The following is a 14,330-nucleotide window of genomic DNA, read 5'->3' as shown; positions in this document are numbered from 1 at the left end:
GCGCACATGGAAGCACAACCGCCCATTGGCAAAGGCACGCCGGCCGCCTCAGCGTCCTCGATGGACCACCGAGACGCGGGTACCGCCGAGGGGCCATCTCGACGGACCTGAATCCGCTAGGATGAACAGGTTGCCCTTGTCGTCGATCGCGCCCCGATCGCCAGTGCGTCAGGACGGCACGCGCATCATGCCGGGCGCAATCCCGCGCTCTGCTTTCTGTTTTGCGACCATCGCCTTGACCTCATCGCGGAGCCGTTTGCCCTGATAGACGATACCGTCCTTGATGATCCAATCGATCCCGCCGACCTGCACGACCTTGCCGGTTTCAGGGTCCATCCGGATTGTTCCTGTCGGGTAGAGCAGCTTGAGATTGGCCAGTGGATTGCCCTTCACAGCGATAATATCCGCTTTGAGACCGGGTCCGATCACACCGACCTGATCCTCGTGACCAAGCACGCGTGCACCGGTTTGGGTCGCAGCGCGAATGACTTCAAGCGAGCTGAATCCCGCCTCGCGCAGGAGTTCAAGCTCCTGCACATATCCGAAGCCCGGCAGATTATAGAGGTAGCCGGCATCGTCCCCGACAGACACCCTGCCGCCCCTGTTTTTGTATTCGTTGACGAACTTCATCCATTTGGCGAAATTGTCGCGCCACGCGACCTCGTCCTCGGTCGTCCAGTCGAACCAGAACGAGCCGTGATTGAGGGGGTTGGGGCGCCAGAAGTCCCAAAGCGCCGGCATCGTATATTCCTCCTGCCAGGGCATGCGGATCATGCGCCACAGGTCCCTGCTGGCGAGGTAGGGAACGAAGGTCGGGCTCAAGGCGAAATGGCGATCGAGCAGCGTGCTCATCACCTCTTCCCATTTGGGTGAACCAGGTGCCGCGGCCTGTTGCCAGAGCCGCCCGGCTTCCCCGAAGCGATCCTGCTCGTTGTCGTATATATAATTCGGGCTGTAAGTCTGAAGCGCGCGATCGGTGAACATCGCCTCCGGCAACCCGTACCAATGCTCCATGCTTTCGAGGCCGGCGCCGGAGGTGTCCAGAACGTTAGTGTCAGCAACGGCGAGCTGGTCATGATGCATCGTCGAACGAAGGCCGATCTTCTTGGCCTCAGCAATCCCGGCGAGCGTGAGGTTTGCCGGCCCGCCCCCGAATTTCACACCGTCGACGCCGATTTTCTTCATTGCATCGATCCGTTCGCGGGCCTGCGCCTCGGTCGTGATCGTCTTCTGGCCCCACGAAAAATAGGGATAGACGTCGATGCGCGGCGCCGTGATTTCGTTGCGCGCACTGCGCCGCTTGATATCGAGCAACCATTCAGGAGGACGATCGCTGCCGAGTTCGCGCACGGATGTGATGCCGTTTATAAGCCAGAGCTTCAGCATGTAATCGGTGGGGATCTTCTGCGGGTCATTGAGCGACAGAAGATGGACGTGTGAATTGATGAAGCCCGGCATCACATAATAGCCGGTCATATCGATCTCACGATCGCCTTTGGCCGGTCGCCGGTCTTCTTCGATACGACCCGGCGCCCCGACCGTTACGACCTCCGCGATCCGGTCGTTCACGATCACGATGTCTACCGGACCCTGTGCAGGTCCGCCGGTTCCATCGACCATGATGGCCCCGCGCAGGATCAGCCGGCTGAAAGGCCCCTCGCCTTCTGTACGGGCCGGAATCGGATCAGCGACCTGCGGCTTCGATACAGGGTCAGAATATGCCGGCACCGTGGCGATCCCCGCGAACAGGCATGCGGTCGCCATCGACAGGAACAGCTTCGGTCGGCGCGCAAAGGTCTTCATCGAGATGATCCTGATCGGAGTGATTGTCGTTGAGCGCCGGCCGCAGCCGACGCGCGTCTCAATAGCCGGCGACAGAACCCGCACGTCGCGCGTCGGCCACACCCAGCAGCGAACCGTCGGGAAGCCGCTCGATCGCCTGAATGGATCCGAAGTGCCACATATAGGGCACCGTAGGCCGAGCAGATACCTGATATCGCGTTTTCAGCTCATCCAAAACGCCTGGTGCCAGACGGTTCTCGACCACGAAATCGACACCGACCTGGCTCCCGGAGAAACGGGGCGCATCTGTCGCCGCCAGCAGGTCCTTCCCGTATCCGAGCCGGTTTATCAGCGTGATCGCCACCGCCTCCGATGCCAGCCCGGGCGAACCGATCGTCATCCATGGCTTGCCGTCCTTCACCACCATGGTGGGCGGGAACGGTGAGATCGTCCGTCGTCCCGCTCCGGCGACATTGCCTGGAAACGAATTGCCGCTGTTCGCCTGAATTCCGTCGATCACGAAACCCGGACCGAACGTATTACCGTAAACCGAATGGGTCAGGGAGGCCATATTGCCGTCCTTGTCGACTGCGACGACGTGGGTCGTATCGGTCGTGTGGCGCCCGTGAGCCGTGAAATCGGCAGCGAGTTGAAGCCCGGATGCGGGAGGCCGCACTGCTGTGAGGGGCGGGAGTCCGGCCGCCCTCGGCATGCTGCCTGCTGCAATATTGTACAGCATGCGCGCATAATCCTTCGACAGAAGGGACGCGACCGGGACCTCGTAGCTCAGTGGATCACGGACATATTCGTCGGTGGCGGTTTCCGCAGCGCCGACGGCGCGCCGCACCATCTCGAGGCTCGCGGCGGAAGCCGCGTAATCAGGGTGTGCCGCCAGATCATAATGTTCGAGAATGTTGAGGGTCATTCCAATCAGGATGCCGCCGGTTGCAGGGGGCGGCGCCGAGACGATCTCGAAATTCCGGAACGTGGAGCGCACGGGCTCCTCCCAGCGGGGCTTGTACTGCGCCAGGTCGGCGAGCGTCATGCTGCCGCCGGCGGCGTGTACCTGCTCGACAAGATGATGGGCCCACTCACCGGAATACATATAGTCCGGCCCCTCCGCTTGCAGGCGCTGCATGGCGGTTGCTAGGTGAGGAAAGCGTACCGTCGTTCCGACAGGCGCGGGATAGCCTTGCGGCAGATATTCGTCCCGGCCTGACGGATAGGCGGCGAGCACGGTCTGGGCAGCAGCCGACAGCTCTCCGTAGAGAAAGGAGGACATCGGGAAGCCCTGGGTCGAGATCTTCACCGCCGGCGCGAAATAGTCCGCCCAGCGCAGCGTTCCGAAGCGATCGGCCGCAGCCTTCATGCCCGCGACGACGCCGGGCACAGCGACCCGCTTACCGGACGTGATGGGAACCTGCTCTCCCCGCCCGACCGTCAGATCGGTCCAGCCGGCCGTCATTGCCGCCCCGTCAGCGGTATGGTCGAGTTCGGCGTCGAGATAGTGATAGCGGCCGGTCTTCGCCTCGAAATAAAGGATGCCCGCACCTCCCGCCAGCGTGACCATCTGCGGTTCGACGACGGTCGCGACGGGGATGGAGGCGAGCACTGCGTCCATTGCATTGCCGCCGCGACGCATCACCTCCACCATCGTGCGCGTCACGATCGGGTTGGAAGATGATGCCATCGCATGAGCAGCCCTCACGGCGGGCTTGGGGCCCTGTTCCTGCGCGATGGCAGGCACGGCGAGCGATGCCGCCACGAGCAGAGCGGCGTGATGTATTCCCGAGCGTCGCCGCGCGCTGCGCATACCGCTTGGCTCCCCGGGCCGTACGTCCCGCTCAGGCGAGCGCATAGAGCAGTTCCACGAATGATGATGTCGCTCCGTCAAATCCCCGGAGCAGCGGGTTCTTGGGTTCAATGACATAATATTCGTTCGGCACATGGAAGCGTGCACCATGCCCAAGGCCGAAGCTGCTGAACGCCAGGCTGAAGGGCGGGTTGGTGAACAGGTAGGTTGGGCCGGATGTCGGGTTGCGCGGGTTGATCGTCAGCGGCACGCCTTCCTTGGCGTAGACGCTCTTCACCGCCGCAATGAGCGGAGTGTCCTCGCGTGTCTCGCTCGGATCCACCCCGCCGGTCGCTTTCACATCGATGTCGCCGAAGCCGTGCTTGGCCAGATGAGCGCGCAGCTTTGCTTCAGCGCCCTTGGCCGTCTGGTTGGGGACGAGGCGGAAATCCATTTTCGCGACGCCGCGAGCAGGCAGGCTCGTCTTCCCGCCAGGCCCAGTATAGCCGCCATAAATCCCTTCGATGTTCGCCGTTGGCGCGTTGGCCAGCCGCTCGACGGCTTGCGGATAAGGCACATCGTTGAGCCAGCGCCGCACGCCGAAAATCTTCTTCATGCTCTCCTCGCTCGAGGGTGTGGCATTCTTTGCCAGGAGCGCGAGTTCGTGCGGCGTTGGCGCCCGGATATCGTCATACCAGCCGTCGATCGTCACGCGCGTTCCGTCAGGCGACGTCATCGTCGCCAGGGCCTGAACGAGATGCCACACCGGACTGTCGATCGCGGCGGCATAGCCTGAATGAACCTCTTCGGCCGCGCCTCGGCCCCACGCCTGCGACGATGCGGTCAGTTCGACCTCGAGCATTCCCTTCGATCCAAGGTCGAGCGTGACATCGCCTGACGGGGATTGTGCGGCATCCGCGTAGATCATGCCTGTGCAGCGGGACAATGCCTGCGCCACCTGGGGTTTGTTGAGGACCTCCTCGAGATGGACCGAGCCGACTTCTTCCTCACCTTCGGCGATCAGAACAATGTTGACGGGCAGTTTCCGGCCGGCGGCCCGGATTGCATGCAGCGCCGCCAGAAAAGCCATTTGCGGGCCTTTCGTGTTGATCGCACCGCGCGCGATCATGATCTTGCCCAGATCGGGATCCTCGACGATCCGTCCTTCGAGAGGCGGTGCGATCCAGCCCGGTCCGTCATACTGCTTGACGTCGTACATCGCGTAGACGCCGAGCGTTTTGGCGGCACCGGCATCAAGGGTGGCAAACACGGCCGGAGTGCCAGGCGTCTGAATGATCTCGGTGTGCTGGAAACCCGCGTCGGTCAGCATGGCGCTCATCATCTGCGCGCCTTCCTGGAGATTGCGTCTCTCGGCCGCGATGGTCGGCAGAGCGATCCAGTCGCGAAGGCGTCGAATCATGTCGTCATGCTGGCGCGCGACGACGGACTTGATAGCCGCGACATCGCCTCCTCTGGTTGCCGCCGTTGCCAGATTGGGTATCGTCGCGGCCAGTCCGGCCGCGCCGACACCTTGCAGAAGGTCGCGGCGCGAAAGGGATAGCGTGGAATTCGGCAAGGATATCTCCAACGGTTCTGGGAGCGAAAGAGGATCGCGGGTCATTGCGGCCCGCCGAGATTTTCGGCGAAGTAACGGGCGGTCCGCATCACGCCATAAGGGTGCCGGCCGCCCCAATGTCCGGCATCCGGCACGATCAACTCGTCATAGACAAAGCCCGCACTCTGGAATGCACGGAAGATCTGAAACCCTTGCTGGAGCGGCACCTGCTCGTCGGCCCCCGCATAGATGACGAGCACCTTGTTGGCAGGTGTCAGCCTGCTCACCATATTCCTGGTCGCGATCCGCTCGTAATATGCCCTGATTTCGGGCGTGTCGGGCACCCCCAGCGGCCGCTCGATCGCGACATCCATCGGCAACGTAAGATAGTCGGTCGGGCCTTCCCCGGACACTACGACCTTGAAGAAGTCCGGGTACAGCATCGCAGCACGGAGACTGCCGTCGCCCCCGGATGAGTGACCAGTGACCCCGACGCGAGAGAGGTCCATGAACGGACGGGTGGCAGCCAGGCCGCGGATCGCCGCGACATGGTCCTCGGCCCCGGTTGCGTCGTCCTTTCCGTAGTAATGATTGCGGAATTCTGCAGATCGATACGACGTACCGCGACCGTCGACAGAGACCACGATAGCGCCCAGCTCGGCAAAAGCATACGCATTCATCACGGCAGAACCGTAGAAGACACCTCTGAAATTGTTCGGAGCGTATTTTGACCAAGTGCCCGGATAAGTGATCTCGATGACCGGATAACGCCTTGCGGGGTCGAAATTGCGGGGCTTATAGATGACACCATAAAGGTCGGTCCTGCCGTCCGCCGCCTTCACCGTGACAGGTTCCGGCGGTTTCCAGCCGGTTGCCGCGAGGGCGGATATGTCCGCTGTCGCGATCTCACCCACAAGGCTTCCATCGACACGGCGCAGGACGAAGTGATCTGCCAGCGAAACGGTCGAATAGTCGTCGATCAAATAGTCCCCTATCGGCGAGATGCTGCCGTCGCTACCCGAACCTGCGACGAGCGCATGATCGGCATTCTCCGGCGTCAACAGCTTGGGTGTACCGCCTCGCAGCGACACGCTGTAAAGATATCGGTTATAGGGATTGCCGCGTTCTTTCCCGTTCGCGGCAAAAAAGACGATCCCCCTCTCCTCATCCGCCCGGATCAGATCTGCCACCGCCCATGCGCCTTTGGTAAGCTGCGTGAGCAGCTTGCCGCTATCCAGGTCGTACAGGTAAAGATGGCCCCAGCCGTCCCGCTCCGAATACCAGATGAAGCGGCGAGACTTCGGCAACACCGCAATATTTGGCGAGCCACCTCCCGGATGGAGGCTTATCGGCACGAGTCCCCTTTCCGTCACTACCGATCGTGCCTTACCCGTTGGTAAATCGACCTCGATCAGCCGCAATTCCTTGCCGCCCCTCTTTGCACCGATCAGCCAGAGCTTCCGGCGGTCCATGTCCCACGTCATCGGGCCGCCATTCCCGAAGTGAACCGCATTGAAATAGCGCCCGGCCACGTCTTCGAAGAGATGCGGATCGAGATCGACCTGCCGGATCGCGCCATCTGCAACCGAAATCACCGACAATGCCGCTGCCGGATAGACGGCGTCGTCTGCTGCGGCCTCCCGCTTCTCGTGGACAACAGGCGCGCCGCCTTCGGGTGGCAGATATTCGGTGAGAACGAGCCGCTTACCAAAAGGCCGGACGTCGTGGCGCAGCGCAATTAGGTAGCGACCGTCAGGCGACCAACGAATACCCAGAAGCGGATCCGGCAGTCCGATCCGACGCCGCGAGGCCGCAAATGTCTCGATTTGATCGTGCATTTCACCATAAGCGAAACCCGCCACGCCATCGCTCGTGAGGCGACGCTCCTCGCCGCCTCGCAGATCTCGAAGCCACAGATTGTGCTTCCGGACATGAACTTCAAATCGGCCATCCGGCGACAGCAGAGTGTCGGCGCCCGGTAAGTCTGGCAGGGCGACACAAGCAGGCGCTGGAAGATCGCAGCGATAATGCTGCGTTGCCAGTTCACATTTATCATAGAGTTGCGGCCAACGGCAGGCGGCATCGGGCTTGGCCACGGCGATCACGATCGTGCGACCATCTTCGGCAACCGAGGCATCAACGATGCGGGGGACACCGCTACTTGCCGGTGCTCCGGCCGAAACCAAGGCCTGGGCCATTGCTTGCGTGTCGAACAACGGCACCTGGCTTCCTGTTGCTGCCTCAACCGAGATGAACATATCTCCGCCGCCCGCAACAGCTTTACGGAACCAGAAGCGGCTGCCCTGCCCGATCCAGTGAAAGGTCAAACCGGCATTCAGAACCTTGCCGCTGAGCGTCTGGCTCGTGAACCCCAGCGCCTGCGCCACTCGGTCATCAATATCGGCGGCCGACGCCGTCTGAGCTGGGACGCTTCGCAACGGCAGCAGCGCCGCAAGCAGAATCGCAAGCCCTGCGGCGATAGCGCGCGAGGCGCGCCTTGGCTCGCACCGATAGTCGTGGGTCCCGCTAATGGTCATCGGATCATGTTCCCCGCTTGAGCGCGAGCACCGGCCCCGGGTGCGCTCTGGACCGCGCCATCGACGCCGGACGTACGGGTCTTTGCCCCGCACGTCCGGCACCGCACTCCATCAATATTTGATGCGCAGCGACGCCGCGAAGCGACGACCAAGCGTATCGTAGGTGGACGGGAAGGTGTTGCCGGCGTTGAACCCGGTCGCACCGATATCATAACCGACGAAGGGCGGCTGCTTGTCGGCAAGGTTTTGGACCGACAGCGTCAACTCATAGTTCGTCGAGATTTCGATCCGTGCGGAAAGATCGAAATAATTGTAGGCCTTGATATGACCATAGTCGACGCCGCCGCCGACGTAAGCCGGACCGGTCGAAAGCTGAGCGAGTGGTTCGTAGCTCATTGCACCGATGTGACGCCACAAAAGCGACAGAGTCGCCGGCCCGACCGTGTAGGACGTACGCTGGTTCCAGACATATTTCGGTTGCAACGCGCCGCGATCGGGAGCGGCCGGAGTACCACAGTTCGCGCTGTAATAGCCGGCGCATTCGCGGCTCACGGCGGCAGCACTGGCCTTGAACACCGCGCGATTCGTCCACGTCCCCGCAAAGCTCAGCGCGAGCAGCCCCGGACCGACGTCCCGACGGTAGTTGACGCCAAGGTCGATGCCGTCCGTCAACACCCGCCCCGAGTTGGTGAGCGGCAGAGCGAGACCGCGGGTCGTTGCTGCATCACCGTCAAGCGTCCCAGTGCTCGGATTGCGGCCGATCGCAAGGCACGCCGGGCTTGAGGCGCTGGCTGCTGTTACGCCTCCAAAGCAGCCGCTGATCGCGTCGAGCGTCGAAAGTGCGGTGATCGCATCCGTTATCTTGATGTTGAAATAATCGATGGTGACCGACAGGCCCGGGATCATGTTCCGCGGCTCAAGAACAACGCCGAGGGTGAAGCTGTTCGCCGTTTCCGGCTTGAGCGCCAGATTGCCCGAATTGACGATGTTGACCTCGCCTGAAGCCGGCTGACCAATCGAGCCGATCCGGCTCGCAGGAGCGCCCTGTGCGATACACACTGCTGTAAGCGCGGCATTCCCGACCGGTGCGGATCCAGCGCAGGGATCAACCGACAGGTTCCCGAAACCTGATACGGGCGGGGAGAAGAGTTCGTTGATGTTCGGTGCGCGAACCGAATGTTGATACATGCCGCGCAGCTTGATTCCGTCGACCACCGTCCAGTTCAGACCCGCCTTATAGGTCGTCGTGTTGAATTTCGGGCTGCTCGGCGCATCAACGGAGTAGCGCGAATAGCGGACACCCGTTTCGAGTGTCAGGTTGCGGAACGCCGGGCGATCCGTAACCAGCGGCGCGATCACTTCGGCAAAGCCTTCGACAACGTTGTAGCCGCCTTCGAACGGGGTCAGAGCAGAATCCAGGCCGAGGTCGCCGACCAGCGACTTGAACGCGTCGGCCGACTGCGACGCGTGATATTTGCGATAACTGCCGCCCACTGCGAAATCGACTGGCCTTTCTGCCAACGGGCTAGCGATGCCGACATCGCCCGAAATCTGCCCTTGTGCCTGAGCTAGGGATGACCGGACGACGCTGAGGGCAGGCACCGAGACATAGCCTGCCATATTCTCATTGATCGAGCCGCGGTCGCCGAAAACGTTGATGGGCACGCAGCCGGTATTTCCGCTCAGGCACGACGAAGTATTTGTCGCAAGCAAAGCGTCCCGGGTTCGCGAGAGCGACATATAACCCTGCTGCGAGTGATCGTTGCTGCTTTCTCCGTAGCTGCCGGAGACGTCAAAATCGATGTGGCTCGTAAGCGCACCGCGAACGCCTGCCCGAATATCGAAGACCTGCGTCTCATATCGATCGATACGCGGCCCGAGATCGACCGAGCGATAGCGCAGGGACTCCGTCACCGTCCGGTAATTCGGATCAGCCGGATTGGTCGCCGACGCGGCCGCGTTGCAGACCGATGCGCTAAAGCCGGAGTCGGCACAGAAAAGATTGCGCACTGCGCTCGGAAGGTAGGGATTGGACAGCGGGATCGCCACATTGGCCCCAGTGACTCCTGATGCCGCAATGATCGTCGTAGACTTGTTCTTAGAATAGATTCCGCGACCATATATCTCTATACCGTCAGCAATCTCATAGTGACCGGAGCTGTAGATGTTATAACGCTCAAACGGCAGCTGGAAGATGTTGTCGGGATTGAAATTGAACGGCGCATAGATGCCGTTATTGACCGTGCCGGTCTGCGGCCGCAACTGGATCCGGCCGCCGGTCTGCCCAATGAGGTCGAACACGGCAGGGAAGGCATAGCTCGAGCCTGCAGGACTGTTGTCAAAGGAATCGATCGCGATGCGGGAGAAGCTGCGCGCGCCCTGAGACACGGGCTTGGCCTTCTGATATCCGAAAGAGAGAACCATGTTCCCACGGTCTTCTGCGAAGTTGCCACCAAATGTCGCATCCGCACGAAAATAGTTGCCATCACCGCGTGACGTGATCTGATCGGACATGTTCAGCTCGACGCCGGTGAAATCTCGCCTGGTAATGAAGTTAACGACGCCAGAAACGGCATCCGCACCGTATGTCGTGGACGCACCACCGGTCAGATTCTCTACACGGGCCACCAAAGCCAGCGGAATGTTATTGAGATCGACGCGACCGAGAAGATCAGCCGGCGCAATGCGCTGGCCATCAAGAAGCACCACGTTTCGGTTCGAGCCCAAACCACGGAGATCCACGAACGAGAAACCTGGATTACCAATATTGAAGGAGCTTCCAAGGCTTGGAACAACACCAGGCAATGTCTTCAGAAGGTCTTCTGCAGTATTCGATTGCCTAAGACGAATCTCCTCGCTCCCCGTCACCTGCACTGGTGTAGCAGAGGCAACTGCAGCATTCTTGATCAGAGTTCCTGTAACGACAAGCTCGTCATTTTGCTGGGCATCGGCAGACGATCCAACAGATGAAGACGACTGTGCAAATGACGGAGCCGAACCAACGCCTACCCCTAATATAATGGCTGCGCCAGACATCAGGCACGATTGAAACGATTTTTTGCGATAACTAAGCATTATGCGCCCCCTTTTGTTCAGCATTAATTATCGACGCCTTTTATCTCGCGAATTTACATTTTTCTTTCCGCGAGAAACATATCAAAGAGCGTCGCTAGACCGTGGTCGCATGCGACCCCGGCCCTGCCACAAGAAATCCCTCCAAGCGCGATTCTACCGCTTGGTAGATCGTATACGATGGTGCATATATGGCGACAATCCAGAGATCAACGGTATTTTTGAAGAGGGCCGCCATCGATACGATCAATCTGGCTCGAGCCTGGACATGGCGCGCCGGGAGTCAAAAAGTGGAGCTTGCGCGCTTTGGGCACACAACCTACCTGACCGCGACAAGCAACTGTCGCGCGTCCACCAGACCGGACAGCGAACTGGAGCGGAATAGTGACTGAGGCAGACGGGCGCATTAAGCGCTATTCGCCCATCGAGAAGCGCAAGATCATTCTTACAGGAGCTATCAAGCTTTTCTCAGAGAAGGGATTTCAGCAGACGAGCGTAGGCGAACTCGCCTCGCATTTAGGCGTTACAAAACCGTTTATATACAGTTACTTTCCGAACAAAACCTCACTGCTTGAAAATATCTACGAGATTCTACGAGAGATATTCTTCGATGCATTTGATGAGGTGTTTTCAGTATCTCGGACGCCCGATGCCCAGCTCTACGAGCTGATAAGACGATATGCGATTGTCAGCCTTACTCACACGGAGATGGCTGTCATCTTTTCAAATGAAGAGCGCAGTCTGTCAGAGTATATGCAAAAAAGGTCGCGGGATGACTATGATAAATTTGCGCGAATTGTAGCCGGTATTTTGGAGGATGGAGCGCGGATAAGCGCCTTTGATGTAGATGATCCCCTCATCTCCGCACAGATCGTCGTCGGCATGGTTCGCTGGTCACACCGCTGGTACAGCCGGACGGAAATGGAACCACCCGAGGAAATGGCGGCTCGTATGGCTCGTCATGCTCTCGCGGCTGTCACTCCTCGAGCGCGTCAGGGCTGACGAGAACGACCGCTAACACGTGCCTGGATCGAACCGCTCGAACTCCGTAACAAGTACTGGATCCGCGCTGAATCAAGGCAAGCGGTCCGTTGTCCTTGCCGAGCTGCTAGGCCATTTGCAGGGACGAGCATCCGATAGCTTTTGGCGTTGCAAGCATGGCGGCCCTGACGTGGGTCTTCGAGCAGGCACCGAAGTCTCCTCGGCAAACCATGAGAGGCATGGAATAAAGTTTTCACCAGCGGTAAAAGGTTTGCTCCGAACCCCGATCCGGCGGATGACCTTCGCAACCTAGGGTCAGGACCTATTGATGTGAGGCTCCCGATCTGATTCAGGCTCTGCGAGGAGACCGGGATGAGCGACCTGTTTTGGCTGACGGACGAAATCGAGCGGCTGCGACCGTTCTTCCCCAAGAGCCACGGCAAGCCCCGGATGACCGGCGGGTGCTCAGCGGCATCGTGTTCGTCAACCGCAACGGGCCGCGGTGGCGCGATGCGCCCAGCGCCTACGGGCCGCACAAGACGCTGTACAACCGGTGGAAGCGGTGGGCCGAGGCGGGCGTGTTCACGCGATGATGGAAGGGCTTGCTGCGGTTGGCGCTGAGCCAAGGACGGTGATGATCGATGCCACCTACCTGAAGGCGCACCGCACGGCATCGAGCCTGCGAGTTAAAAAGGGGGTCTCGGCCGCCTAATTGGCCGCACCACAGGCGGCATGAACACCAAGCTCCATGCCGTCGCCGACGCGAATGGCCACCCCTTGAGCTTCTCCATGACCGCCGGGCAGGTCAGCGACTATACCGGTGCGGCAGCGCTGCTCGATGATATGCCAAAGGCGCAGTGGTTGCTCGGCGACCGCGGCTATGATGCTGACTTGTTCAGGGACGCGCTCCAGGCCATAGGCATCCAGCCCTGTATCCCGGGCCGGCGATCGCGCAACGAGCCGGTCAGATACGACAAGCGCCGCTACCGACGCCGCAGCCGCATCGAAATCATGTTCGCCGCCTCAAGGACTGGCGCAGCGTCGTGACCCGCTACGACCGGTGCCCGACCGTCTTCTTCTCCGCCATCGCCCCCGCTGCCACCGTCATCTTCTGGCTATGATCATCGAGTCCTGACCCTAGCGCAATGGCTAAAGGAGTTGACGTTACAGTTCCTCGCTATGCCGGGCGATCTTAGCAGCATGAAAAGTGGAAACACCTCGTCTTTCAAACAATCGCTCTCGATATAGAGGGCCCGTTCAGGCTCGGCATTGTAAAGTCACTGTGCGGTAAACCCGCCATCGACTGGCAAAGCTGCGCCGACGACGAGGCTGGCGCCGGGGCTGCACAGCCACAACACCGCCGCGGCGACCTCCTCCGGACGACCGATGCGGCCGATCGGCTGGACCTTGACCATCTCGTCGATCATGTCCTTGTCCTGCTCGATTAGGCCCGACAGCATTGGTGTATCCATTGGCCCCGGGCAGACAGCATTGACTCGAATGCCGCGCGCCGCATACTTCAACCCTGCGCTCTTGGTCAGCCCGATGACGGCGTGTTTCGTCGCGTCATAAGAACCTTGGTCGGGCAGACCTACCAGGCCTCCGCCGGACGAGCAGTTGACGATGGCGCCAGACCCTTGAGTCCGCATCACGCGTAGCTCATGCTTCATGCAGGCCCAAACGCCGCGAATGTTCACCGAGGTGATGCGATCGAAATTCTCGACGAGTTCGTCGGCAGGATCGCTCGGCGGGACTTGGATCCCGGCATTGTTATAGGCAAAATCGAGGCGGCCATAGTTCTTGACTGATTGATCAATCGCCGCTGCGACCTGGTCTTCGTTCGCGACATCGCATGTGAGCCCGATCGCGCGCCCACCCGAAGTGACGATCTTGCGTGCTTCTTCGGCGGCAAGGTCACCGTTGAGGTCGACGAGAACAACAGCAGCCCCCGCATCGGAAAAGGCGCGCGCTGTCGCCAGCCCCAGCCCCATGGCCGCGCCGGTCACCAGCGCGACCTGGCCAGTGAAGTCGTAGACAGGGTTCATCAGGGATCTCCTTTCAAATCGTTCGTTTGTTCGTCGCGAGTCAGCGTCAGCGCAGCCCGTCGAACACGAACTTCCTTATGCGCCGGCCAATGCTAATTTCCGTCGTGTAGATATTGCCCTGGCTGTCGGTATCGATTGGTTGCGGCCAGGTAAACTGGCTTGCTTGCCCGCCGACGAGACCGATCGCTCCAGGCGGCTGATCGATATCACGTAGGAGTATCCAGATACGCTCGTTCATCATGTCAGCTACGTAGATAAAGTTCTTGTCCGAGGTCAAAGAGTTGGGCGCGATTGTTCTGACGGTCGCAACTATGGACCTGGGCATCGCCGATTAGCACGACGCAGCTTACGATCCTGCCGAACTCCGTCGAATGAGGATCGCTGACGCCGCCGGGCTGCGACCTCGCTTGGCTGTTGCCGTACGCGCCCTGTGTCGAGGCTCTTGGCCAATATATGAGCAGAGGGGAAGTGAGACCGGCCATTGAGTGCGGTCGTGTCAGAATGATGTCCGCCGTCCTTGATGTTCAAGATCAAGGCCAGCCCCAACAAGTCGCGGGAAATCGCTA

General features: G+C 60.4%; 8 protein-coding genes and 1 pseudogene. 2 read left to right on the top strand and 7 right to left on the bottom strand.

All coding sequences use genetic code 11. The features are described from left to right. Nucleotides 1-168: 168 nt before the first annotated feature. The 5 genes from HL653_RS11310 to HL653_RS11290 form a co-directional block, all read right to left on the bottom strand. Nucleotides 169-1,803, bottom strand: coding sequence for an amidohydrolase family protein (locus HL653_RS11310; RefSeq protein WP_253717911.1), 1,635 nt, complete (start codon nucleotides 1,801-1,803; stop codon nucleotides 169-171). A gap of 58 nt (nucleotides 1,804-1,861) precedes the next feature. After that, complete coding sequence (locus tag HL653_RS11305) at nucleotides 1,862-3,595, bottom strand: gamma-glutamyltransferase family protein (RefSeq protein WP_171744608.1); 1,734 nt, start codon at nucleotides 3,593-3,595, stop codon at nucleotides 1,862-1,864. Nucleotides 3,596-3,626: 31 nt separating this feature from the next. Then, nucleotides 3,627-5,150: a M20/M25/M40 family metallo-hydrolase gene (locus HL653_RS11300; RefSeq protein ID WP_253717907.1), complete on the bottom strand. Its 1,524-nt coding sequence runs from the start codon at nucleotides 5,148-5,150 to the stop codon at nucleotides 3,627-3,629. A gap of 41 nt (nucleotides 5,151-5,191) precedes the next feature. Next, complete coding sequence (locus tag HL653_RS11295; protein ID WP_171744606.1) at nucleotides 5,192-7,666, bottom strand: DPP IV N-terminal domain-containing protein; 2,475 nt, start codon at nucleotides 7,664-7,666, stop codon at nucleotides 5,192-5,194. A 111-nt stretch (nucleotides 7,667-7,777) separates the two neighbouring features. Next, nucleotides 7,778-10,741: a TonB-dependent receptor gene (locus HL653_RS11290; protein ID WP_171744605.1), complete on the bottom strand. Its 2,964-nt coding sequence runs from the start codon at nucleotides 10,739-10,741 to the stop codon at nucleotides 7,778-7,780. Between the two features lie 381 nt (nucleotides 10,742-11,122). Here HL653_RS11290 and HL653_RS11285 point away from each other — a divergent pair, with 381 nt between their 5' ends. Beyond that, on the top strand, nucleotides 11,123-11,740 hold the full coding sequence (locus HL653_RS11285; RefSeq protein WP_171744604.1) for a TetR/AcrR family transcriptional regulator: 618 nt from the start codon (nucleotides 11,123-11,125) through the stop codon (nucleotides 11,738-11,740). 351 nt (nucleotides 11,741-12,091) lie between these two features. Beyond that, a pseudogene (locus HL653_RS11280) lies at nucleotides 12,092-12,840 on the top strand (IS5 family transposase). Between the two features lie 156 nt (nucleotides 12,841-12,996). On the opposite strand, the gene HL653_RS11275 reads toward HL653_RS11280, so the two are convergent. Next, nucleotides 12,997-13,764 (bottom strand): SDR family oxidoreductase, encoded by a 768-nt coding sequence (locus HL653_RS11275; RefSeq protein ID WP_171744603.1) that lies wholly within the window; start codon nucleotides 13,762-13,764, stop codon nucleotides 12,997-12,999. A 46-nt stretch (nucleotides 13,765-13,810) separates the two neighbouring features. After that, nucleotides 13,811-14,005 carry a hypothetical protein gene (locus tag HL653_RS11270; protein ID WP_171744602.1) on the bottom strand — a complete coding sequence of 65 codons (195 nt, stop codon included), beginning with the start codon at nucleotides 14,003-14,005 and terminating at the stop codon, nucleotides 13,811-13,813. Between the last annotated feature and the right edge of the window lie 325 nt (nucleotides 14,006-14,330).

The organism is Sphingomonas sp. AP4-R1, assembly GCF_013113735.1.
Classification (GTDB): Bacteria; Pseudomonadota; Alphaproteobacteria; order Sphingomonadales; family Sphingomonadaceae; genus Sphingomonas_I.
This window is presented reverse-complemented; position numbering and strand designations above follow the sequence as displayed.

Bases quoted from the DNA above. Each gene is read 5' to 3' on its own strand.
- HL653_RS11310 (WP_253717911.1), bottom strand. From the start codon at position 1,803: ATGAAGACCTTTGCGCGCCGACCGAAGCTGTTCCTGTCGATGGCGACC.
- HL653_RS11305 (WP_171744608.1), bottom strand. From the start codon at position 3,595: ATGCGCAGCGCGCGGCGACGCTCGGGAATACATCACGCCGCTCTGCTC.
- HL653_RS11295 (WP_171744606.1), bottom strand. From the start codon at position 7,666: ATGACCATTAGCGGGACCCACGACTATCGGTGCGAGCCAAGGCGCGCC.
- HL653_RS11290 (WP_171744605.1), bottom strand. From the start codon at position 10,741: ATGCTTAGTTATCGCAAAAAATCGTTTCAATCGTGCCTGATGTCTGGC.
- HL653_RS11275 (WP_171744603.1), bottom strand. From the start codon at position 13,764: ATGAACCCTGTCTACGACTTCACTGGCCAGGTCGCGCTGGTGACCGGC.
- HL653_RS11270 (WP_171744602.1), bottom strand. From the start codon at position 14,005: ATGATGAACGAGCGTATCTGGATACTCCTACGTGATATCGATCAGCCG.